The 22,481-nt window shown below is 29.5% G+C and carries 21 protein-coding genes, 1 pseudogene and 2 riboswitches; of the genes and pseudogenes, 12 read left to right on the forward strand and 10 right to left on the reverse strand.

Going from position 1 to position 22,481, the window contains the following annotated elements; all coding sequences use genetic code 11:
* Positions 1-152: 152 nt before the first annotated feature.
* A riboswitch (cobalamin riboswitch) is annotated at positions 153-336 on the reverse strand.
* Between the two features lie 399 nt (positions 337-735).
* From HW275_RS12555 to HW275_RS06140, 7 genes and pseudogenes are all read right to left on the reverse strand, one after another.
* Positions 736-965 (reverse strand): annotated as a pseudogene (locus HW275_RS12555) (hypothetical protein).
* 527 nt (positions 966-1,492) lie between these two features.
* A complete protein-coding gene (locus tag HW275_RS06115) occupies positions 1,493-2,296 on the reverse strand; it encodes an ABC transporter ATP-binding protein (protein WP_178935694.1) in 804 nt (267 codons plus the stop codon).
* Positions 2,289-3,074 (reverse strand): ABC transporter ATP-binding protein, encoded by a 786-nt coding sequence (locus HW275_RS06120; RefSeq protein ID WP_178935695.1) that lies wholly within the window; start codon positions 3,072-3,074, stop codon positions 2,289-2,291. The genes HW275_RS06115 and HW275_RS06120 overlap by 8 nt, the downstream gene beginning before the upstream one ends.
* Before the next feature lie 9 nt (positions 3,075-3,083).
* Positions 3,084-4,643 (reverse strand): ABC transporter substrate-binding protein, encoded by a 1,560-nt coding sequence (locus HW275_RS06125; protein ID WP_178935696.1) that lies wholly within the window; start codon positions 4,641-4,643, stop codon positions 3,084-3,086.
* A gap of 36 nt (positions 4,644-4,679) precedes the next feature.
* Positions 4,680-5,438, reverse strand: a complete 759-nt coding sequence (nikC, locus tag HW275_RS06130) for a nickel transporter permease (RefSeq protein WP_178936422.1) — start codon at positions 5,436-5,438, stop codon at positions 4,680-4,682.
* 65 nt (positions 5,439-5,503) lie between these two features.
* Positions 5,504-6,445 (reverse strand): nickel ABC transporter permease, encoded by a 942-nt coding sequence (nikB, locus tag HW275_RS06135; RefSeq protein ID WP_178936423.1) that lies wholly within the window; start codon positions 6,443-6,445, stop codon positions 5,504-5,506.
* Positions 6,446-6,622: 177 nt separating this feature from the next.
* Positions 6,623-6,806, reverse strand: a riboswitch (cobalamin riboswitch).
* A gap of 25 nt (positions 6,807-6,831) precedes the next feature.
* Complete coding sequence (locus HW275_RS06140) at positions 6,832-7,572, reverse strand: sirohydrochlorin cobaltochelatase (protein WP_178935697.1); 741 nt, start codon at positions 7,570-7,572, stop codon at positions 6,832-6,834.
* A 498-nt stretch (positions 7,573-8,070) separates the two neighbouring features.
* On the opposite strand from HW275_RS06140, the gene HW275_RS06145 reads away from it, so the two are divergent.
* The 4 genes from HW275_RS06145 (at position 8,071) to HW275_RS06160 (ending at position 13,348) form a co-directional block, all read left to right on the forward strand.
* Positions 8,071-8,745, forward strand: coding sequence for a thiamine diphosphokinase (locus HW275_RS06145; protein WP_178935698.1), 675 nt, complete (start codon positions 8,071-8,073; stop codon positions 8,743-8,745).
* Complete coding sequence (locus tag HW275_RS06150) at positions 8,742-9,980, forward strand: RluA family pseudouridine synthase (protein ID WP_178935699.1); 1,239 nt, start codon at positions 8,742-8,744, stop codon at positions 9,978-9,980. The genes HW275_RS06145 and HW275_RS06150 overlap by 4 nt, the downstream gene beginning before the upstream one ends.
* 83 nt (positions 9,981-10,063) lie before the next feature.
* A complete protein-coding gene (locus HW275_RS06155; RefSeq protein WP_178935700.1) occupies positions 10,064-11,407 on the forward strand; it encodes an MATE family efflux transporter in 1,344 nt (447 codons plus the stop codon).
* A gap of 72 nt (positions 11,408-11,479) precedes the next feature.
* Entirely contained in the window at positions 11,480-13,348 is a 1,869-nt protein-coding gene (locus HW275_RS06160) for a DUF262 domain-containing protein (protein WP_178935701.1), read from the forward strand.
* Positions 13,349-13,552: 204 nt separating this feature from the next.
* Here the strand turns inward: HW275_RS06160 and HW275_RS06165 are convergent, their stop codons facing one another.
* The 3 genes from HW275_RS06165 to HW275_RS06175 all read right to left on the reverse strand — a co-directional run bounded on the left by HW275_RS06165 (position 13,553) and on the right by HW275_RS06175 (position 15,465).
* On the reverse strand, positions 13,553-13,966 hold the full coding sequence (locus tag HW275_RS06165; protein WP_178935702.1) for a hypothetical protein: 414 nt from the start codon (positions 13,964-13,966) through the stop codon (positions 13,553-13,555).
* A 75-nt stretch (positions 13,967-14,041) separates the two neighbouring features.
* Complete coding sequence (locus HW275_RS06170; protein ID WP_178935703.1) at positions 14,042-14,821, reverse strand: SDR family oxidoreductase; 780 nt, start codon at positions 14,819-14,821, stop codon at positions 14,042-14,044.
* Between the two features lie 86 nt (positions 14,822-14,907).
* A complete protein-coding gene (locus HW275_RS06175; RefSeq protein ID WP_178935704.1) occupies positions 14,908-15,465 on the reverse strand; it encodes a DapH/DapD/GlmU-related protein in 558 nt (185 codons plus the stop codon).
* A 133-nt stretch (positions 15,466-15,598) separates the two neighbouring features.
* Here HW275_RS06175 and HW275_RS06180 point away from each other — a divergent pair, with 133 nt between their 5' ends.
* From HW275_RS06180 to HW275_RS06215, 8 genes are all read left to right on the forward strand, one after another.
* Complete coding sequence (locus HW275_RS06180) at positions 15,599-16,477, forward strand: LysR family transcriptional regulator (protein ID WP_178935705.1); 879 nt, start codon at positions 15,599-15,601, stop codon at positions 16,475-16,477.
* Between the two features lie 187 nt (positions 16,478-16,664).
* Entirely contained in the window at positions 16,665-17,687 is a 1,023-nt protein-coding gene (locus tag HW275_RS06185) for an alpha/beta hydrolase (protein WP_218975106.1), read from the forward strand.
* Between the two features lie 66 nt (positions 17,688-17,753).
* The gene (locus HW275_RS06190) at positions 17,754-18,179 is read left to right on the forward strand and encodes a cyclophilin-like fold protein (protein WP_218975107.1); all 426 of its coding nucleotides are present in this window, start codon (positions 17,754-17,756) and stop codon (positions 18,177-18,179) included.
* A 122-nt stretch (positions 18,180-18,301) separates the two neighbouring features.
* Positions 18,302-18,667 (forward strand): MerR family transcriptional regulator, encoded by a 366-nt coding sequence (locus tag HW275_RS06195; protein WP_178935706.1) that lies wholly within the window; start codon positions 18,302-18,304, stop codon positions 18,665-18,667.
* A 35-nt stretch (positions 18,668-18,702) separates the two neighbouring features.
* Entirely contained in the window at positions 18,703-19,431 is a 729-nt protein-coding gene (locus tag HW275_RS06200; RefSeq protein ID WP_178935707.1) for an endonuclease, read from the forward strand.
* Between the two features lie 14 nt (positions 19,432-19,445).
* Positions 19,446-19,958, forward strand: coding sequence for a MerT protein (locus HW275_RS06205; RefSeq protein WP_178935708.1), 513 nt, complete (start codon positions 19,446-19,448; stop codon positions 19,956-19,958).
* Positions 19,959-20,062: 104 nt separating this feature from the next.
* On the forward strand, positions 20,063-21,568 hold the full coding sequence (locus HW275_RS06210; RefSeq protein WP_178935709.1) for a cobyric acid synthase: 1,506 nt from the start codon (positions 20,063-20,065) through the stop codon (positions 21,566-21,568).
* A 168-nt stretch (positions 21,569-21,736) separates the two neighbouring features.
* Positions 21,737-22,390 (forward strand): hypothetical protein, encoded by a 654-nt coding sequence (locus HW275_RS06215; protein WP_178935710.1) that lies wholly within the window; start codon positions 21,737-21,739, stop codon positions 22,388-22,390.
* Positions 22,391-22,481 lie beyond the last annotated feature (91 nt).

A 22,481-nucleotide genomic window follows, 5' to 3' on the forward strand; every position in this document is an offset into this window, starting at 1 on the left:
TCCAAAAAAAAATCAGCCAAAGCTGAAGCCAATACACGTCAAAACTTCCACAACAATAACTATATCATCATCGCATAGTATATTTATGGAACAAATCACCGTTGATTTATTTTTACATTGATGTATATTAAATCTTCCCTTCCCAGAAAATTTTATATAAAAAATTATTAGGTAAGTCTCCTGACTAACTTCATCCTACTCGTACCCTTCCCAAAATATCTATAATATTTCAGTGGTTTTGTGTACTTTCGTCAGTTTCACAGTAGTGGGGGCTGTATCGGATTTTAACCGATTTCCTTATTAAGTTTGTAAAACACCTATAATTCTTTACTATTAGTATACTCTCTTTTTTATATTTGTCAACCCTGTATAAAAAATTTTATTTTAATAATTTATAAAAATATTCTTCAAAATATTTTTTATAGGGTTTTCTGTAATATTAAATTAAATATTCATCTAAGTGATTTTTATTTAAGTTTTGAAAGATTCAATCCTTGATTTTCAATAGTTTGCACTTTAAAAGGGTGCTTTATATTATGTCTTATCGGAATAGCAAAGGTGGTTCTTCATAATTGATAATACACAAAATTGCATAAGGACGCCCTTTTTTCATTTCTATTTCACTACATCGTGAATATTCCATAAAAAAGTCATCTGTTAAAAATCTAATACTAAACCCCTTTTAAAAATAAGAATAAATTTTTATAATAGAGTTGTTTGATAATTAATTCATAATCATTCAACTAAATTATTTTTCGGACATTTTATTAATAAATATTTTTTCATATTACTATATTTTTTATTTTCGTAGGATTGCTCATTGCCGCAAAACCTTATCTTGCAGTAAAGGTTTATCCTAATAATCAAAATTGTGGCAAGATTGCTACGCAATAACCTATGGCTAGTCTACGACATTTTTCTGCAATGACAAAAAACTCGCTATGCTCAAACAGTTTTGCCAGCACAGAAAAATGCTCCGACGGATTAATTTATACTAGAATCTGTTTAAAAAGAAAAAATTATGTTTTAATCATTTGAAAATATTAAGTTTTATCCCTTAATTAGAAAATTTGTAATAAATTCGTTATTTAAATGGGGTTTAGTGTAAATTTCATTTATATTCCTTTCTGATACTAACCTCCATTTAAATAAAATATGATTTTGAATTTTTAAACGGATATTTACATTTATTTTTTTCAAAATAATTTTAACAAATAAAATAGTGTTTTTCAAATTTATTTTTTCCTTTTTAAAAACTGTAAAAATTACAGTAAATAAAGGATTTTTTATACTATATCTCTTTTAAATAATAAATTTATAAAAAATTTTCCCAAAAAAAAGAAGAGCAATTTTTTGCTCCTCAAATTTTTATATCTTCTTAGTGTACATTTCTTTATATTACCCTGTTTCGCTGTACTATAAACAGATTCTTCCTATAATTATATTATCAAAAATTTAAAAAAATGCAAGGAATTTTTCTTTTAATAAAAAACTATGTAAATTCCATCATTTCTCCACGCACAGGAAAAATTGCATTCAATAATGACTTCGTATATGGATGTTTTGCTTTTTCAGAAATTTGTCCGCCTTCTATTACTTCCACCATTTCTCCGTGATACATTACTACGATTTCGTGTGCAAAAGATTCTATGAGTGCAATGTCGTGGCATATAAAAATCATTGTTATGTTTTTTTCTTTTTGTAGCTTTACGAGAAGTTCGACTATGTTTTTTTGAATGGAAACATCAAGGGCGGAAGTTGCCTCATCGCATATAAGTATCTCTGGCTCAAGCGAAATTGCTCTTGCGATTCCAAGCCTTTGCCTTTGCCCACCGCTCATATTTTGTGGATACTTTGTTACAAATTCTGCTGGTAAATCAACCATTTTAAGAAGTTCTACTGCTTTTTGCCGTCTTTTTGATTTTTTTAACCTTCCATAATTCATTAATGGTTCTGTAAGGATTTGCATAACGTTCATTTTGGGATTGAAGGCTGTCCATGGATCTTGAAAGACTATCTGGATATTTTGTCTATTTTCCCATATTTCTTTTTTTGTAAACTTGCTCATATCCCTTCCGTGATACAGAATTTCTCCAGAAGCTGGTTTTTCCAAATCCATAAGCATATTTACAAGTGTTGTTTTCCCTGATCCTGATTCTCCAACTATTCCCAATGTTTTACCTTTTCGGATTTTTAAATTTATATTGTTACAAGCTATAACTTTTTTATTATTTGATTTTTCATAAATTTTTGTAAGATTTTTTGTTTCAAGAATTACATCGTTAATATTAGACAAGCCTTTCACCTCCAATTTCAGGAACAGATGCCAACAGTTTTTTTGTGTAGTCACTTTTTGGATTGTTTATAATTGTATTTTTATCGCCTGCATCGGCTATTTTTCCATTTTGCATGACAATTATTTTATCAGAAATATATGCTGCAACTCCTAAATTATGAGTTACCATTATTATTGAAGTGTCAAATGCTTTTCTTAATTCCATTATTTCCTTCACTATCTGAGCCTGCGTTATCACATCCAATGCACTCGTTGGCTCATCCGCCAGAATAATTTTTGGATGAAAAGTAAGTGCCATTGCTATTCCTACACGCTGTTTCATTCCACCTGATAGCTGGTGCGGATAGCTTTTCATAATGATTTCAGGATCTGGCAAGTTTACTTTAGAAAACATATCTTTTGCTTTTTCTTCAGCTTCTTTTGTTGATATTTTGGAATGTGTCTGAATGTATTCGACAAACTGTTTTCCTATTTTTCTTATTGGATTAAGAGTTCCTCCTGAATCCTGTGAAATCATAGTTATTTCAGTTCCTCGCAGTTCCCTCCATTGACTAAGGGTATTTTTAAGCATTGATTTACCGTTATAAGCTATATCGCCTGAAATTATTTTCCCAGTATTTGGTAAAAGTCCTAAAATAGAAGAAAGAACGGTAGATTTTCCACTACCGCTTTCCCCTACAATTGCTATTATTTCACCTTTTTTCAATGAAAGAGAAAAATCTTCAACCACTGGAGGCTTTTCTCCATACTGGATTGTCAAATTTTTTATTTCTAACATAAATTCTCCTTAATTAACTTTTGCCACATCTTTTGTTATCCAGTAATAATCCATCGGATACATTTTAAGTCCTGTTACCGATTTATTGCTGTAAAGGAATGTAGTTTCATATCCAAAGAACAATGTAGCCGCATCATTCATTATTAATTGCTGTATTTTTACAATCAGATCTTTTCTCTTAGCCTTGTCAAATTCTTTTGATAATTCTTTTAACAATTTATCGACTTCTGGATTTGCATACCCAGTCTGATTTGTTTTTGCTGTGCTGTCCCAGTTTTCATCTAGGTATTTTTCAGGATCTCCTGTATTTGCGGCAAGTACATTCCAAATCATTAAATCAAAGTTGGAATCATCTCTCATAGTTAAAAGAGTTTCATAGCTTACAGGTTTTAATGTTACTTTTATTCCAATTTCCTTCATATCAGCCTGAAATGCCTGAGCATAAATCCCCAATTCTTCCCTACTTGTATAAATTACAAAGTTCAAGTCAAGTTTTGATCCGTCAGGACGTTCCAGATATCCATCTCCATTTGTATCCTTGTATCCTGCATCTGCCAGTATTTTTTTAGCACTCTCAGGATTATACGCATTTTCATCCTTTAATTCATTAAATCCGTAGTCCAATGTTGGCGGAACTGGCGCTTTTCCAGGAGTTGCTCCACCTTGTAACAAGTTCTGCGTATAGTTTTGTCTATTTGAACCTCTTATTATTGCTTCTCTTAACGCTTTGTCCTTCAATCCTTTAGTCTGGTTCATAAAGGCATAAGTTGATCTTAGCGATTTTAATTCATTTATTACAATATTTTTATCCCCTTCAAAATCAGCTTTGTTAGTAACTTTCAAGTTGTATGCCACATCAATTTCTCCAGATTTTAGTGCCAATGCTCTTGTATTTTGATCATTTATGTCTTTAAATGTTACTTTTGCCAATTTTGCTTTTCCATTCCAATATTTTTCATTTCTTACAACTACTGTCTGTTCACCAGATTTAAATTCCTGTACTACAAACGGTCCTGTTCCTATTGGCCCTTTTTGAGCAAATTCATCTGTATTAACAGATGTATCTACAACAAGAAATAACGGATCTGCCAATGTTTGAGGCAATATTGCCACAGGTTCCCTTGTTTTTATTTTCAAAGTTTGTCCATTGGCTTCTATTGCGGCATATTTAAAATATGTTTCAGCTCTTTTATTTTTTTCAAAAACTCTTTCAATTGATTTTTTTACTGCTTCCGCTGTTAATGGATGTCCATTTGAAAAAGTTACGCCATCTCTTATTTTAAAAGTCCATTCCAATTTATCATCGCTTAATTTCCAGCTTTCAGCAAGCAATGGCTGCAGATCCCCTTTTTCATCAAATTTTGTCAAATTTTCCCCTACACCATAACGAGTTATAACCCAGCCAAAATACTGATCTGTTGGCTCAAGGGTATCCGCAAACGTAGTAACTCCTACTACCAATTCATCTGGATTACTTTTACTTTTTGCACTTTTCCCTCCACACGCTACTAACAACGTGAATAAAGCTAAAATTAAAACTAAAAATTTACTTTTACGATTTTTTAACATTTGTCTTCTCCTTATATATTTTTTTATTTTTATAAACTACTCACTTTTTATATCGACTAAATCCCTTACCGAATCCCCCAGCATATTAAATATGGTTACAACTATCACTATTGCCAGCCCTGGATATAACATCATCCACGGTGCACTGCTAAGGGTTGTTCTCCCTTCATTAAGCATTGCTCCCCATTCGGGTGTCGGTGGCTGTGCTCCAAATCCTAAGAATGAAAGTGCCGCTATTTCCAGCATTAATGTTCCCATATCTGAAACTGCCGTTACTATCATCGTTGTAATCATATTGGGAATGATATATTTGAATATTACCGAATAATCTTTGCTTCCCGTTAATTTTGCAGCTTTTACATACAGTTCCTGCTTTATTTTAAGAACCATGCTTCTTGCAAGCCTTGCATATTTTGTCCAAGTAACTGCCGCTATTGCTATAATTGAATTTTTAACGCTTGGATTCAAGAGTCCAGCTATTGCTATGGCAAAAATTAATCCTGGAAACGCAATCATCATATCTCCGAACCTCATTATCACAGTATCCGCTATTCCGCCAAAATATCCTGCTATCACTCCAAGTACCGTTCCCACTAAAAAAACTATAAAAATTAAGGCCAAAGTCATAAATACCGAATATCTTGAACCATATATAATTCTAGAAAACAAATCCCTGCCAAGGTGATCTGTCCCAAAAATATACTGCCTTGATGGCCGTCGCAAACTTGGGGCAATCATTTTAAAAGGATCTCTAGGTACTATAGCAGGGGCAAAAATCGCTATCAGAATTACCATAATCGCCAATATCAAAAACACTGCCAGCTGAATATTTTTCCTTTTTAATCTAAATTTTTCCAAAATCAGTCAACCTCCCCAACTCTCGGATCAAGATATTTATACGAAATGTCTACTGCTATATTTATTATCAGGTACAGAAATGCAATTATCAGGACATAAGCCTGTATTAACGGATAATCTTGAGCCGCTATCGCCTTTACAGCCATTCTTCCCATCCCTGGCCAATTATAAACAAATTCCACAATTGCCGTTCCTCCCAGAAGGCTTCCGAGAGAAATTCCTAAAAGTGTTATTATTGGCAGCATTGCATTAGGCAGTACATGTTTCCACAAAATATCCCGCTCTCTTATTCCCCTCATTCTTGCTCCCGTTACATAACTTTTTCCCAGCTCTTCCAGAAACACATGCCTTATTTGCCGTATATACTTGGCAGACATCGCTATTGCTAATGTGAAAGCAGGTAAAATTACAGATCTGAAATCCGCTTGTCCCCCTGAAACTGATACAAGTCCAAGCTGTACTCCAAAAATACTTAAAAATATCAGCCCTAGCCAGAAACTTGGTATGGACATTCCCATAAAAGTTATCATTCTTATTAAATAGTCCTGCCATTTATTCTCTTTTACTGCTGCCAATATCCCAGCAGGTATAGAAATAACGCACATTAAAAATAGTGATAAAAAAGATAAGCAGCATGTAGGTATAAATGCCTGTCCTATCTTCTGAATCACCGGTATTCTTAATGAATATGATTTTCCAAAATTACCTTGCAGAACTCCAAAAAGCCATTTCCAGTATTGAATATAAAACGGCTTATCTATACCAAGCTCAGCCCGTGTATGGGCTAAAAGTTCAGGAGTTGGAATAAGTCCACATTCTGTCAGCATAACTTGTGCAGGATCTCCTGGAGCTATATAGATTAGGCAGAAAGTCAGAAAACTTACTCCAAAAAGTACAATCAGTATCTGTATAGCATATCTTATTATTTTTTTGTTTTGTACCATCACTCCAAAATAGTGATATTTATCACTTTCCTCCTTTACAAATTTTTCTTTTTTATTTTTTACCAAAAAAAATCCAACTCAGAAAGTTGAATCAAATTTTATATATTAAAACAGATGAAAAGTATCTATGTAAATTTCCAGCAGTCTTTATATATTAAATTTTTCCCTTCCCGAAAAATGTAACTTTATTATATAGGCAAGTCTCCTGACTAACTTCATCCTACTCGTACCCTTCCCAAAATATAATGATATTTCAGTGGCTTTTTCGTACTTTCGTCAGTATCACAGTAGAGGGGGCTGTATCGGATTCCAACCGATTTCCTTATTAAGTTTGTAAAACACCTGCAAATTATAAATCTTAAATTTTATTATTTTATTTAAAATTTTTAATAAACCTCTTCCAGTTTATCCATGAACATTTGATGAATAAACTCATATTCTCCCATTCCCTTTAATAAAGGCGTTACTTCATATCCTTCATTTTGAAGAATTGTCTTCCACGAATCTTCCTCATCAGAAGCCATATCATTTTTGGCGTGATCTCCAGCCACTATCATAAATGGCTTTAACAATATTTTCTTAAATCCTCTTCCCTTCAATTTGCCAATAACATCCTCAAGCGTTACTTTGCCTTCGACTGTCGCTATAAAAATATTATCTTTTCCAGCTTTCAGATATTCCTCCTGAAGTCTTTGATATGTGCTGTCTGCGGCACTTTCGGAACCATGTCCCATAAACACGATGGCATCATTTCCATCAAGGCTGTTAAACTCTTCATTGTTCACAATTCTTTTGTAATCTTCGTCTGCCGCAAGCAGAGGTTTTGTTATTTTCCCGTATTTATCACTAAGTTTTGCATACTCAATTCCACCCAGAATATGCAGCGACATCGTTACAATCTCATCATACCCTTTATTTTTCAAAGCCTCCAGTCCTTCATTCTGATCAAATATGTGAATTCCTTCCTTTCTTTCCACTATTCGTCTTATAACTCCCGATGTATAGGCTCTTTCCACTCTTTCACTTCCATATTTAGCTTTTACCTTATTTTCAATCGAATCAAGGCACTTTTCCCTCGTATCCTTGTGCGACGTTCCAAAACTCGTTACTAAAACTGCTTTTTCCATAGACATTTCCTCTCATTCTACATTCTAAATTTATAGAAATTTACTACTTTCTATTTCCTGTTTCATCTAATAAAACTAAACTTCTTACCTCCCTTCTATAATCTTATGATAATCTTTACATAATTGCTCTACGCTCCCAGTCACATTTGAACCTCATCAAGTTCAGCCAAATCCGCAACTAATAACATTTGCATTATTTTAAATTTGATTCTCAAACTATTTTTTACTCATATCCACATTATAATAATTATTTGTTTTTTTTGCAACTATTTTTTTACATTAATTTTAATAGTTTTTTATTTAACTATAAAAATATAATTTTTAAAACATCCCCCTTATTTATCAACAACATCTCTTTTTAATCTTTATTTTCATATTTTTATAATAAATTTACAGTTCACAATCTTAAAATAATAATTACAGTCACTGTCTTGTAAATAACCTGATAACGAAGTATAATGTAAATATTATTGCATTTCTTGAACTGAAGGGAGAAAAATGGAGAAAAAATATGTGATTTTTTTAAATGGTGAATATAAATATTCACAAGAATTTATGGATAAATTAGTTTCAGAAAATGCAGTTTGCTTTTGTGCGGATGGCGGGGCAAATTTTGCATTTAAATATGGGAAAATACCGAAAGCGATTGTTGGAGATCTGGATTCGATTGAGAAAAATGTTTTGGAATATTATAAAAGTAAAAATGTTTTAATAAAAAAGTTTCCAAAGGATAAGGATTTTACAGACTTTGAGTTAATTTTGGAGGAAATCCATAAAATTAAAAAAGATAACAATTATTTGCAACAAGTATTTGTTGTTGGTGGACTTGGGAAACGAATTGACATGACTTTGAGTAACCTATTCATAATGGAAAAGTATAAAAATCTCGTTTTTTTGCAGGAAAATGAAGAAATTTTTTATGCAGAAAAGTCTTTTATACTAAAAAACAAAAAGGAATATGAATTTTCAATCATTCCAATTAGTGAAAAAGTTGAAAAATTAACCTTGAAGGGCTTTAAGTTTGAAACGGATAAAATTGATGTGAAAAGGGAAAGTTCCAGACTTGTGAGCAATGTTATTCTTGAAAATGAGGCTAGTGTGGAATTTGAAAACGGGAAACTGATAATTGTTTTGAAAAATAATAATAAAAAAAAGGAAGTGTATAAATATTGAAAAAATTTAGGATTGAAAAGGAACATCAGAGGATGAAAATCTCGCAATATTTGAGGGAAGTGCAGAATTATTCGGGGAGAAGTTTGAGAAATGTAGAAGTTTTTTTGAATGGGAAGCAGGTAAAATTGACCAAAAAATTGCCGTCACACGGAAACTTGAAAGTTGTTGAGAAGAAAAAGGGAACGGACATCAAGCCCATTAAACTGCCACTTGATATTATTTTTGAAGATGAAGATATTTTGGTTGTGAATAAAGAGCCATTTTTACTGACACATCCGACACAGAAAAAAGCTGATTTTACACTTGCAAATGGAATCGTAAATCATTTTTTGGAAAAATATGGGGAAGTGAGAGTTCCGCGATTTTATAACAGACTCGATATGAATACATCTGGACTGATTATTATTGCCAAAAACAGTTTTGCACAGGCATTTTTACAAAATTTTTCGATTTTTGAGAAAAAATATCTGGCGATTGTTAACGGAATTATTGATGATAAGGAAATTGCTAGAATCAACGAAGAACTGGCAAAAGATGGGGAAAAACATAGGATTCAGGATTTGGAAAAGGAAAATTTGAAACCTGAAATTGAAAAAGTTAATTTTGGAGAAATGAAAAAATATGATGAAATGGAGAAAATAGAAAACAATTTAATTCTTGAAAACAAAGATAGTAAAATTGGAGAAAATACAGGTTTTAACAGTAAAAAAGAAAATAATAATTTAAATTTTGAAAATAAAAGTAATTTTGAAAATATAAATTTTAAAATAAATGAAAATATGGATTTTAACAGCAAAAATACAAAAGATAATTTAAATTTGAAAAATAAAAATGATTTTAATAATGAAATTTTGGAAAAAAATGGAATAAATAAAATAGTTATTGAAAGACGGATTTTTCGGGATGGGGATAATTTGGAAAGAATAATTGATGAGCGGGGGCAATACACAAAAACGGCTGTAAAAGTCTTGAAAACTTATCCTGAAAAAAATGTGACATTAGTAGAATGTGAACTTTTTACAGGGAGAACACATCAAATTCGAGTTCACCTGAAATCCGTCGGACACACAATTATAGGAGACGAACTTTACGGAAATGGTTTAAACAAAGAACTTGGAATAAATAGACAATTTTTGCACGCTTACAAGGTAAAATTTACACATCCTGCAACAAAAAAGGAAGTTGAACTGGAAATACCAATTTTTTCGGATATGAAAGAATTTTTGGAAAAATAGAAAAATTATATTTTTTACAAAAAACTATTTTTAAAATAAGAATAAAAACTTACGATTTAAAAAACAAAAAGAAAGGACAAAAAATGAAAAAATTTGATTTTTCTGTTGATTTGATAAATGATAATATTTTGAAGTCGCTTCTGATTTTTTCGATACCGATACTTGTGTCGAATATTTTTCAGCAGCTTTACAATATGGCGGATATTGCTATTGTGGGGCATACTTTGGGAGATAATTCGCTTGCGGCTATTGGGGCTTCGGCAGCTATTTTTGAGCTGATTTTTGGATTTGCGTTGGGAATTGGAAATGGGCTTAGTATGGTTACGGCTAGAAATTATGGGGCAAATAACAAGAATCTTTTGAAAAAGTCTGTGGCTGGCTCGATTGTTATTGGAATTTGGATTACTGTGGGAGTAATGATTTTATCACGGTTTATTCTTATGCCATTGCTAAAAATATTGCATACACCTGAAAATATTATAAATGAAGCATTTGAGTACATAAATATAATAACAATGTTTATTGGCGTAACTTTTTCCTATAACTTGTCGTCAGGACTTTTACGTGCAATCGGAAACAGCTTTATGTCGCTCGTATTTTTGGTAATTGCCTCAATTTTAAACATTTTCCTTGATATTTATTTCATAACTTCCCTTAAAATGGGAATTGGCGGAGCTGCGATTGCAACAGTTATTGCACAGGCAATTTCGGTTATCTTGAGTATTATCTACATTTATGTAAAAGAGCCGATTTTAATCCCTAGAAAAAAACATTTCAGATTTGATAAAAAATTGTACAAGGAACTGCTTGGACAGGGACTTTCTATGGGATTTATGATTGCGATTGTACTTATGGGAACGCTGATTTTACAGTATGCGATAAATGGGTTTGGGTACTTGATTATCGCCGGGCATACTTCGGCAAGAAAACTTATGGGATTTTGTAACATTCCACTAACTACAATAGCACTCGCACTTGCAACTTTCGTTTCCCAAAATAAAGGTGCAAATAAAGTAGACAGAATCCGAAAAGGTGTATTTTACGCTAATATGATGGATATAATTTTTGCAATCGGAATCACAATTTTTGTATATTTATTTTCCAAAAATATGATTCATCTGATGTCAGGCTCCGAATCTGAAATCGTACTTCACAACGGCTCAACCTACCTAAAAATCGCCTCCCCATTTTTCACAATACTAGGAATTCTCTTTAACTTGCGATACGCTTTACAGGCTCTCGGAGAGAAATTAATCCCTCTTGTTTCCAGCGTAATAGAATTTTTTGGGAAAATAACCTTTGTAATTTTTATCGTGCCAAAATTGGGTTATTTTGGTGTGATGATTTGTGAGCCACTGATTTGGATTGTGATGACGGGGCAATTGGGAATTGCGTTTTATGGGAATGGGTATGTGAGGGAGAAATAAGAGTATTAATAATAGACAGGCTTAAAAAATAATTGTATAATTAATAAAAAATAGTTTCAGAAAGGAATATTTATGGCATTTACAACGGAAAATAGAAAAATACGAGATATATTTCAGAGAGCTTCAATTTATGAAGTTCCAAGATATCAAAGAGATTACGTTTGGAAAGAGATAAATTGGAAAGAGTTATGGATTGATTTACAATTTACTCTTAAACAAAATAATAAAGAAATACCTTGGTCTCATTTTTTAGGAACGATAGTGTTAAATCAGAGATTAAATAAGACAAAGGGCATAGATATTTATGAAATAATTGATGGTCAACAAAGAATGATGACAGTTTATTTATTATTAATTGTTTTATACAAAAATTTCAATAAATTGGGTACAGAAAGTTCTAAAAAAAGAGGTACATATATTTATGATACTTTCATAACCTCTTTAAATATGGAATCAGAAAGAGAATTGGTTATTAGTAATGATTTATATGATAATGAAATTAAATTAGCGATAGATTCAGCATCAAGAATTACAACAATTAGTAAAGATAATAAGTTATATAAATTATATAGTTATTTTGATAACTTATTAAAAAATAAAAATTTTGATTATTTAGATAAATTTTTAGATAAATTATTATCTGTCAATATTGTTGAAATCATTTCAGGAGAAGATGAGGAAATATATAATATTTTTGAAGTGTTAAATGCAAGAGGACAAAAATTAAAACAAATTGAATTACTTAAAAATCATATAATGAAGTATGTTCAACCTAGAGAACGTGAATTTATTGACAATGCGAAAAGCAAATGGAGAATCATTCAAGAAAATATTAATCATTTGAATGATCCTGATGCTCTAATACAACATTTTACTAAATGTTATATAGAAAAAGATGCAGAAAATCAAAATTCAATTTACAGACTGATAAAAGAAGAAATTAAAATAGAAGATTTAAGTAATTTTCTAAATGAATTAGAATTTTTTTCTAAAATATATAAAGAAATATCACAAAGAGATAATAACGATAGTGTGATAAGATACTTTAATATAAAAAGAAACCAACAAATAAGATCATTATTATGTGCAATTTATGGATTATATAATAAAAATATTATAGACGAACAAGTAAAAAATCAATCTTTACTTCAAATAAGAAATTTTTTCTTTATATTTAATACAACACAACAAACTAGTAACAAAACTGATAAGTTAATAAGTACAATATCTTATAAAGTTTATAATTGTGAAACACAGAATGAATTTAAAATACTTTTTACTGATTTTATGAATACCTTATATCAATATATTGAAAATAAAGATTATAAATTATTTTTTGAAACTAATCAGTCTTTTAAATACTCTAATAAAGATAAAAATTTAAAAAGAAATTCAAGATTGGTTAAATATGTACTAGAATTGATTTATTCATACACTCAAAATGATACTTCTATAATATCAAATGAAGTAACATTGGAGCATTTGAAAAGTGATGACGGAACGTTAGAAAATTCTTCAATATGGAATATTACTTTAACAAATGAAGAAATTAATTCTAATATACTTAAAAACAAGCCTATTTTAGAAAAAATTGAAATATTAAAAGATAAATCATCAATAAAAGAAAATCAAAATTTATCCAAATATATTGATAACGATGAATTTAATATTATTAAAAGAAAAAATGAATTAATAAATACTATTTTTGAAAATGTATTTAAATTTGACAAATCAATTTTTCATTTAACAAAAGAAGACATTGAAAGATACAAATATTTTGAAAATATTTTTATAGAAAATGATGAAAAAGAATTATTAAAATTGCTAAAAGAAGAAGGTAAAAATTTTGAAGTTGTGTTGTCTAAAAACCCAAAATATAATGAGTTAAATAATAAATTTAAAAATTTGGATAATATAAAATTTAATGATGAACTTATATAATTCTAATTAGAAAAACTTTTGGATATAAAAGAAAGTCGTGCTAGAGATTTGTTAAGATATTTGGTGAAAAATAATATGTTACAAAAAATAGGAGTAACTAGAAATATCAGATATATAAAAACCGTCGGAAAAAAATTAAGCAACGAAAATCACTAAGAAATCGTTGCTTAAAAATTATTAATTATCTTTTGTATTTGTGATAATTTAATTTATTATAAGACTGCAAAGTTTTTTGTTATCTGAAATACGATATAAATCCATTTTAGGTCTATTTTTTTTATCAAACGAATAAGATAATTTGTAATTTGAAAAAACTTGTGTTTTGTCACTCAAGTTTGTAAAATAGATAGAATTTTCATTTTCTTTTACTTCGTAATCTAATTGTGAAAGTTCAAGCGAAACTTTTCCTGTTTTTAGTGCTGCACGATTATCCAATATGCTAACTGAAATAGACGGCTTGCCATTTTCATTCAAGAATTTTATATAAGTAAGTCCCTTAAAAGTTCTGTCAACAGAATAAGGGCATCTCCAAACTTCAGAAGATATTTGGTCGATATTAGTGTCAGAAAAACTTAAACTGCAAATTAACAAAGAAAATAAAAATATAATTTTTTTCATAAAATCACTCCCAAATAATAATTTTTTTATATTTTATAATATTTTTTTAGGAAAATCAATAATAAAAACTAATATTTAAAATTTTACATTATTTTTAGAACTAAATGCATTTTGAAAAAATCCATCGGATAAGTTAAATTCGAAAGTTTCACGGCTGATGTAACCGACAGTTTTGTCGCTTTCGTAAAGTTGAATGAGAAAATTTGCCATTTCTTCGGATGTATGATAGTTTGGATAAGATTTATCATAATCAAAATTAGTTTTACCAGTTGCGATATTTCCAAAGTTAGTTTTGGTTGCGGCGGGTGCTAGGACTTTTGCTTTTAATTGTGTGTTGTTTTGCTTTAATTCTAGTGCGAGTCCTTCTGTGAAGGCGTTTACGTAAAATTTTGTGGCACAGTAGATAATTGCGTTTGGAACGATTGTGTAGCCTCCTGCTGAGGAGATATTGATTAATTGAGAGCCTTTTTCGTTGTGGTAATCTTGGACGTATAAAGAAGATAGCAAAGTTAATGCCTCTACATTAAGATGAAGCATATCTGAAATTTTGTTTAAGGGTTGCTCTTTTACATCGCCATACATTCCAAAACCTGCATTGTTTATTAAAGTTTCAATATGATAGTTGTTTAATTTTGAATATAGTTCAGGAATTTTATAGACATCTGTTAAGTCAAAATCTATTACAAGAATGTCCAAATTAGGATTTTTCTTTAAAATTTCGCTTTTTAAGTCTTCTAGTAAATTCTTTCTTCGTGCAATCAGAATAAGATTTTTATTTCTTTCTGCAAATTTTAGAGCCACAGCCTTTCCTATTCCCGAACTTGCTCCTGTTATAACAGTATATTTGGTTTTCATAGTTATTACCTCCATAAATTTGATAAATAAAGGATAACAGTTAGAGTATAGTATAAGTCAAGAGTTTTTTGAAAAATTTTCCCAAATTAAAGTTTTTTAATAATTTTTGCAGGTGTCCCAGCTACAATCACATTATCAGGCACATTTTTTGTAACAGTTGAATTTGCTGCAACGACTGAATTTTCTCCAATAGTTACTCCCGCTAAAACTGTAGATCCAGCTCCAATCCAAGCATTTTTCTTTATAATAATTTCTCCAGTCGTAAGTCCTCTTCTTTTGCTTGGTTCTAAAATATGATTTACAGTGAGCAGTGAAACTTTAGGTCCAATAAGCACATCATCTTCAATTGTAATTCCTCCTAAATCAACAAATATTGCTTCTTTATTCACAAAAATATTTTTTCCAAAAGAAATATGTTTTCCAAAGTCAGTTTGAAATGGTAAAGAAACTGTAACAGATTTATTAATTGATTTACCAGTTATTTTTTCAAGATACTCTAATTTTTCTTCATTTGTTTTATATCCATTATTCATTTCAGCAATCAATTTTTCATTTTCCCCTTTGGCGATATGAATTTCTTTAAAAAGTTCATCATCTTTCAAAATTTCATTTACTTTTTTAATTTTTTCTAATAAAGTTTCCATTTTTTCCTCCAAAATTTTTTCTTTAAGTTGTTTTTATCTTACATATTTAGTATAATATAAAACAATAAAAATATCTAATACTTATAACTAATATTCATCTATTAGTTTTAGTTATAGTAAAAAAGGAGAAAAAATGGAATTAAGAGCTTTAAAATATTTTTTAGTTGTGGCAACAGAAAGAAATATTTCTAATGCGGCTAAAATTCTTTATGTTTCACAGCCAGCACTTTCAAAACAATTAAAAAATTTGGAAGAAGAGTTGGGTGTTATTCTTTTTAAAAGAGGGAATCGGAATATTACTTTAACAGAAGATGGTGTTTATTTTTTAACAAAAGCAAAAGAAATTTTAGCATTAGTTGATACGGCAGTTGCCAACTTGACACAAGAAGATATTGTTGGAGGAGAGATAAATATTGGTGCAGGAGAAAGTGCTCAAATGGGACATATTTTTAAGATTATTAATGATATGATGATTGATTATCCAAATATAAAAACAAATGTTACTAGTGGAAATGCAGACGAAATGCTTTTAAAACTGGATAATGGAACTTTAGATTTTGCAATTACATTTGGGTTTGTGGATAAAAGTAAATATGAGCATTTGAGTTTGCCCTGGTGTGATAAATGGGGATTGCTTGTGAGAAAGGATAATTTTCTTGCAAAAAAAGACTATATTTTGTCCAAAGATTTAGAAAACATTCCTTTAATTATTTCAAAACAAACAAATGTGGATAATTTTTTAGCTGGCTGGATAGGAAAAAGTATAGAAAATTTTAATGTTGTAGGTACTTTTAACTTACTTTATAATGCATCATTAATGGCAAAGCAAAATATTGGAAGCGTTCTATGCTTTGATGGAATAATAAATACGAGTGAAAGCAATTTGAAATTTATTCCATTAAAACCAGAGCTTGAAACAGAAATGAGTATTATTTGGAAAAAGAATCAAACTTTATCAAATATTGCGAAAAAATTTTTAGAAAATTTAAAAAATTCTATCTCACAAGTATAATTATAAGTTATAATAGAATATAACTTATATATATTTGTAATAATTTAAAAATTGATGTATAATTCATTTATGAAAACGAGATAAGAAAACAAAAAATAAATTAAAGAAAAGGAATGTGATAAAAATATTGAAAAAAAGATTATTAGTAGGAGCAATATTAGGAATGATGACTATAGGAGGAAATATTATGGCAATACCAGCAATTAAGCAAGTGAAAGATTCGAGTATAAAATTAGAACAAAAATGGGATAAAGTTTTCCCTGAAAGCAATAAAGTTGAGCATACAAAAGTTATGTTTAAAAATCGTTATGGAATAACTCTGGTTGGGGATTTGTATGTTCCAAAAAATATTGGAAATCAAAAACTATCCGCAATAGCAATTTCAGGTCCATTTGGAGCAGTTAAAGAGCAATCATCAGGACTATATGCTCAGACATTGGCAGAAAGAGGATTTGTAACATTAGCGTTTGATGGTTCATATACAGGAGAAAGTGGAGGACAGCCAAGAAATGTTCCATCACCTGAAATTAATACAGAAGATTTTAGTGCGGCAGTTGATTTCTTAGGAACACAATCATTTATTGATAGAGATAAAATCGGAATTTTAGGAATTTGCGGTTGGGGAGGATTTGCTTTAAATGCAGGAATTTCAGATACTCGTATAAAAGCAGTAGCAACTTCAACAATGTACGATATGACAAGAGTTTCTGCAAAAGGTTACAACGATTCGGTTGATGCAGAAGGAAGATATAATTTGAAAAAACAATTGAACGAAGCTAGATGGAAAGCAGTTGAAGATGGCTATGCTGATTTATTACCGGCAAATAATCTGAGAAAAGAACAAATTACAAAAGATACACCAAAATTTGTTGCAGAATACTCTGATTTCTATACAACAAAAAGAGGATATCATCCTCGTGCAGTAAATTCTAACCCAAATGGTTCTTGGACTACAACTGGAATGTTACCATTAATTAATATGCCTATATTAGAATATGCTTCTGAAATGAGAACACCAACTTTAATAGTTGCTGGTGAAAATGCACATTCAAGATATTTCTCAGAAGATGCCTATAAAGCATTGGGAAATAAAAATAAGGAATTATACATTGTAAAAGGTGCAGTGCATACAGATTTATATGATGGTGGAAAAAATCATGTAATTCCATTTGATAAATTTGAAAGTTTCTTTAAAGCGAATTTAAAATAATTTTACAATTTCAGGCTACTGCTCAAACTTTGTGGTAGCCTTTTATTTTTAAGCGATGGAGGGAATATGAAAAAATTTATACTAATAGTAATTGCATTTATTTTATTATTTGCTAATCAAATTTTTGGAAAAGGAGAAAATAATATGAAAATAAAGATAAATGGGTATATATTGGCAGTTGAACTAGCTGAAAATTCGACAACTGATGAATTGAAAAAAAGATTATCTAAAGGCTCGATAACTTTAAATATGAAAGATTATGGAAATATGGAAAAAGTCGGCGATTTTGAAAAACCGCTCCCAACTAACAATAAGCAAATGTCTACCGATGCAGGAGATATAACTTTGTATCAAGGAAAATCTTTAGCAATTTATTATGATAAAAATAGCTGGAGTTTAACAAAAATTGGGAAAATAAAAAATGTCAGTAAAGATGAACTGAAAAAAATACTTGGAAATGGAAATGTAAAAGCAGAATTTTATTTGGATTAATAAAATCATAAAAAATTGAAGTTATCACGAGAAAGGTAACTTCTTTTTTGTATCATTGTTCTTTTATTTTTTTTGTTGTATAATAGTTTTATAAATTGTTTTTGAAAGAGGAAGTAAAAATAATGCAAATAAAGGAATTTTCAGAAAAAACAGGTTTAACTCCATACACAATAAGATTTTATGAAAAAAAGGAGCTGTTTCGTGTAAAAAGAGACGAAAAGAATAGAAGAATATACGATGAAACCGATATTGAATGGATAAAAATGTTAAAAAGATTAAAAGATATGGGAATGAAATTGAGTGAAATTAAGAAATATTCAGATTTACGGTATGAGGGGAACGAAACGATAAAAGAAAGAATGGAAATTTTGACAAACCATAAAAAATATGTAAACATAGAAATTGAAAAGTGGCAAAAATATTTACAAAATCTTGACGATAAACTTGAAATTTATGAGAATTATTTAAAAAGTATTTCTGAAAAATAAAAGGGTTATAAATATATAGAAATTTAGGAGTAAATATGCTTACAAATACAAATATAACTTGGGGATTTGCCTTGTTATCACCTTTTATAATTCCAGTATTAATTTTATTAACTGTTTGGTTTTTTGTTTCAAAACGAAAGTTTAATTTTCTTATCGCATTTACAATTTTATCATTATTATTTGTTAGGTATCTTCGTTTTCCTTATGACACAGTTAATCGTAACAGCGAACTTGAAATATCAAAAAATTTTTTGATAAAGAGAGCTTTAAGCTCGGATTCGGAACATGAAGTTTATAAACTTGTAGATAAGACAAAACCTGAGGATTTAATCTTGTATTTAGATGGATTATCTAAAATTAATAATAATTGGATTGGCTATATTGAGGAAACAGATTCTTATGAAGGAAAATACGGTATCAAACCAGAAACATATTTTTTAATTAATAGTAATAATGTTGAGTATAACTTAGATGAGAAAACTTTAGAAAAACGATTAAATCTAAAAGAAATAAAATTACAGGATGCAGAGCACTTTGTTGATAAATTTGGAAGTAAAAAAGAAATTATGTATCAATATCAATTAGATAAAACAGGAGATTTAGATGAAAATATTTCTTTAAATTCAGAATTAAGCAAGAAATTGGAAACAAAGTATAAAAAAGACAGAGCATTCTATTTGATGTTTTGGAGTGTAATGTTGCTTATAGAAATTATTTATCTGTTTATAAAAAATAGAAAAATTACAAAAAGTAATAAAGATTAGAAGGAGGAAAAAGGATGGAAAAAAATGAAAATAAATTTACATTAAAACCAAAAGACTTTTTAGTATTGATTTTATTTACAATAATCTATTTGTTCTTTCAGAAAACAATATATCCAGCATTGGCATTTTTGTTTTGGTTAATTTTTACAATGCGGATAGAAGAAATAATTTTTAATGCTTTAGAATTTTTAAATCTTTCAAAAGGAACCATAAGTATTATTGATATTGTGATTACGGGAATTGCTTTGCTAACAGTGCTTATGTTTGTATTTTACTTGGGATATTTATGCAGTAAATTTTTGAAAAAAATTAATAAAACTTTGTTAGGTAGTGTAATGATAGCGATTTTAATCTATTTTTTGTATAAAGTTTTCACAGAAACAGATGAAAATACAACAATGTTTTCACCATCAGCACGGGAAATACATATTTTCTGTACAGCATCACATATTTTTTATACAATTGGAGTATTTTATAGCGACAAAGTTAAGAAAATATTAGATAAAATAAAATTCAAAAGAAAATAAATTTTTTTCCAAATCCAATTTGCTTATGGCATTTTTATCTGTTATACTTATTTTAATGGGAATAAATAAATTTTTTAGATAAATTTAAAATAGGAGCAAAATTTATGGAAAGAAAACACAAAAATATAATGTTGCTGGGGACAGGTTCTAATGTGGGAAAAAGCATAATCAATGCAGGGTTTTGCAGAATATTTTATCAAGACGGGTATAGTGTGGTGCCGTTCAAGTCACAGAATATGGCTTTAAATTCGTTTATTACGAAGGATGGAAAAGAGATGGGGAGAGCTCAGGTGGTGCAGGCTGAAGCGGCTAATATCGAGCCTCAGGCATTTATGAATCCGATATTATTAAAGCCTACAACAGACAGAAAATCACAGGTTATTGTGAATGGAAAAGTTTACAAAAATATGGATGCTAGAGAATATTTTGCCTATAAGCATAATTTAAAAAAGGATATAATGGCGGCGTACAATCACATAAGGGATAACTTTGATATTTGCGTGCTGGAAGGGGCAGGAAGCCCTGCGGAAATTAATTTGAAGGAAGACGATATTGTAAATACAGGAATGGCGGAAATGGCTGATTCGCCTGTTATTTTAGTTGCTGATATTGACAGAGGCGGTGTTTTTGCGGCAATTTATGGGACAATTATGCTTCTTGAGGAAAGTGAGAGAAAACGTATAAAAGGTGTAATTATAAATAAATTTAGAGGAGATAAGAGCCTTTTGACTCCTGGAATTGAGATGATTGAAGAGTTGACAAATGTAACTGTTCTGGGAGTAGTGCCGTTTGTGCGACTAGGAATCGAGGAGGAAGACAGTCTGGGAATTGACAAGTATAATGTGAAAAAAGAAGGGAAAATTCGGATTTCGGTTATTAAACTAAAACATATATCGAATTTTACAGATATTGACCCACTTAGCCATTATAACGATGTTTCCTTGAAATATGTTACAAAAAGCTCTGAACTTGGAGATGAGGACATTATTATTATTCCTGGCTCTAAAAATACTGTGGAAGACATGAAGGACTTGATTGATAAAAATATAAGCAGGGAAATTATAAGGCTTGCAAAAAGAGGAACGATAGTATTTGGAATTTGTGGCGGTTTTCAAATAATGGGACAAAAAATAATGGATCCTCAAAATATTGAATCTAATCTAAAAGAAATTTCAGGCTTAGATTTACTAGACATAGAAACAGTTATGGAAACAGCAAAAACAACAACACAGTATGAAAATAAAATAAAAAATGCAGATGGGATACTCGCTGGAATGGAAGGCATTGAAATAAAAGGCTATGAAATACATCAAGGCTACAGTTATCCTGTAAATGAGGAAAAAACTGAGATAAAATGTATCTTTGACGATGAAAAGCTAAAAGGTGCTGTAAAAGGAAATGTTGTCGGAACCTATATTCACGGAATATTTGACAATTCTGAATTTACAAATCATTTTCTGAACAAAGTAAGAAAACTTAAAGGACTAGACAAAGTCGATGAAGATTTTAGTTTCAAAGAATATAAAAACAGGGAATACGATAAATTAGCACAAATTTTGAGAGAAAATGTCGATATTGATAAGGTTTATGAAATAATGGGGATGGAATAAATTGACATTTGTAATAAAAATTTAGATTGCCCATGTGCTTTATCTCTGGATATGGTGACAAATGAAATCAGAAAATATATAATTAAAAATTTTCAAAAATGTTTTGCTGAAATTAAAGACATCGAAATAAAAAAACTATATAATTAATTTTTAGGAGATTTAGAAAAAATGCAGAGTGAATATGATAAAAATGATGATGAATTAGTAGAAAGATATAAAAACGAAAATTTAGAAATTTATAATTATAAAGGAATAACATTAGGGGATAGCATAGAAAAAATTTATCCTCTTATGAAAATTTATCATACAGAGTATCGTAAAAATGACAGAAGAGAAAGATATAACTTAATAATGGAAATAGAAAATTCATATATTCACATAGACATATATTCAAGAAAAGTAGTGGAGATAGAAATCTATGATGAAAATTATTTATTAGGCGAATTTAAAGTTGGAAGTGAGATGACAACTGAATTATGTGAAAAATACGATCTTTTAGATGTAGATGATGTAGATACAGGGGAAATATATTATTATCCTGAAAAAGGGTTTATGCACGCAGAATTTTGTGTAAACCCTGAAGATGTTATATCAAAAATAAATAAAATAACTTTTTCCATATATGTAGAAACTCCTTCAGAAAATAATGTTAAAGATACTTTAAAAGCCAAAAAAATAGAAGATATTTACCATTCATTATATAATTTTGGAGAAATAGAAATAGATATTAAAAATAAAGAAATTATTGGAAGATTAGAAGAAAATATATTTACATTTGATTTATTGAACGGTAATTTAAAAAATATTGAAATTAAAAAATAAGAGATTGAAATAAAAATGAATTTGATTTTAAAGAAAATTTAGACAAAACAGTTAATATATTTTATCAGTATAAGTTTTGTACAAGGAGAGG

This window comes from Leptotrichia sp. oral taxon 223 (assembly GCF_013394795.1).
Taxonomy (GTDB): Bacteria; Fusobacteriota; Fusobacteriia; order Fusobacteriales; family Leptotrichiaceae; genus Leptotrichia.

Bases quoted from the DNA above. Each gene is read 5' to 3' on its own strand.
- HW275_RS06120 (WP_178935695.1), bottom strand. From the start codon at position 3,074: ATGTTAGAAATAAAAAATTTGACAATCCAGTATGGAGAAAAGCCTCCA.
- HW275_RS06125 (WP_178935696.1), bottom strand. From the start codon at position 4,643: ATGTTAAAAAATCGTAAAAGTAAATTTTTAGTTTTAATTTTAGCTTTA.
- nikC (WP_178936422.1), bottom strand. From the start codon at position 5,438: ATGGTAATTCTGATAGCGATTTTTGCCCCTGCTATAGTACCTAGAGAT.
- nikB (WP_178936423.1), bottom strand. From the start codon at position 6,445: ATGGTACAAAACAAAAAAATAATAAGATATGCTATACAGATACTGATT.
- HW275_RS06140 (WP_178935697.1), bottom strand. From the start codon at position 7,572: ATGGAAAAAGCAGTTTTAGTAACGAGTTTTGGAACGTCGCACAAGGAT.
- HW275_RS06145 (WP_178935698.1), top strand. From the start codon at position 8,071: ATGGAGAAAAAATATGTGATTTTTTTAAATGGTGAATATAAATATTCA.
- HW275_RS06155 (WP_178935700.1), top strand. From the start codon at position 10,064: ATGAAAAAATTTGATTTTTCTGTTGATTTGATAAATGATAATATTTTG.
- HW275_RS06160 (WP_178935701.1), top strand. From the start codon at position 11,480: ATGGCATTTACAACGGAAAATAGAAAAATACGAGATATATTTCAGAGA.
- HW275_RS06165 (WP_178935702.1), bottom strand. From the start codon at position 13,966: ATGAAAAAAATTATATTTTTATTTTCTTTGTTAATTTGCAGTTTAAGT.
- HW275_RS06170 (WP_178935703.1), bottom strand. From the start codon at position 14,821: ATGAAAACCAAATATACTGTTATAACAGGAGCAAGTTCGGGAATAGGA.
- HW275_RS06175 (WP_178935704.1), bottom strand. From the start codon at position 15,465: ATGGAAACTTTATTAGAAAAAATTAAAAAAGTAAATGAAATTTTGAAA.
- HW275_RS06180 (WP_178935705.1), top strand. From the start codon at position 15,599: ATGGAATTAAGAGCTTTAAAATATTTTTTAGTTGTGGCAACAGAAAGA.
- HW275_RS06185 (WP_218975106.1), top strand. From the start codon at position 16,665: ATGGCAATACCAGCAATTAAGCAAGTGAAAGATTCGAGTATAAAATTA.
- HW275_RS06190 (WP_218975107.1), top strand. From the start codon at position 17,754: ATGAAAAAATTTATACTAATAGTAATTGCATTTATTTTATTATTTGCT.
- HW275_RS06195 (WP_178935706.1), top strand. From the start codon at position 18,302: ATGCAAATAAAGGAATTTTCAGAAAAAACAGGTTTAACTCCATACACA.
- HW275_RS06200 (WP_178935707.1), top strand. From the start codon at position 18,703: ATGCTTACAAATACAAATATAACTTGGGGATTTGCCTTGTTATCACCT.
- HW275_RS06205 (WP_178935708.1), top strand. From the start codon at position 19,446: ATGGAAAAAAATGAAAATAAATTTACATTAAAACCAAAAGACTTTTTA.
- HW275_RS06210 (WP_178935709.1), top strand. From the start codon at position 20,063: ATGGAAAGAAAACACAAAAATATAATGTTGCTGGGGACAGGTTCTAAT.
- HW275_RS06215 (WP_178935710.1), top strand. From the start codon at position 21,737: ATGCAGAGTGAATATGATAAAAATGATGATGAATTAGTAGAAAGATAT.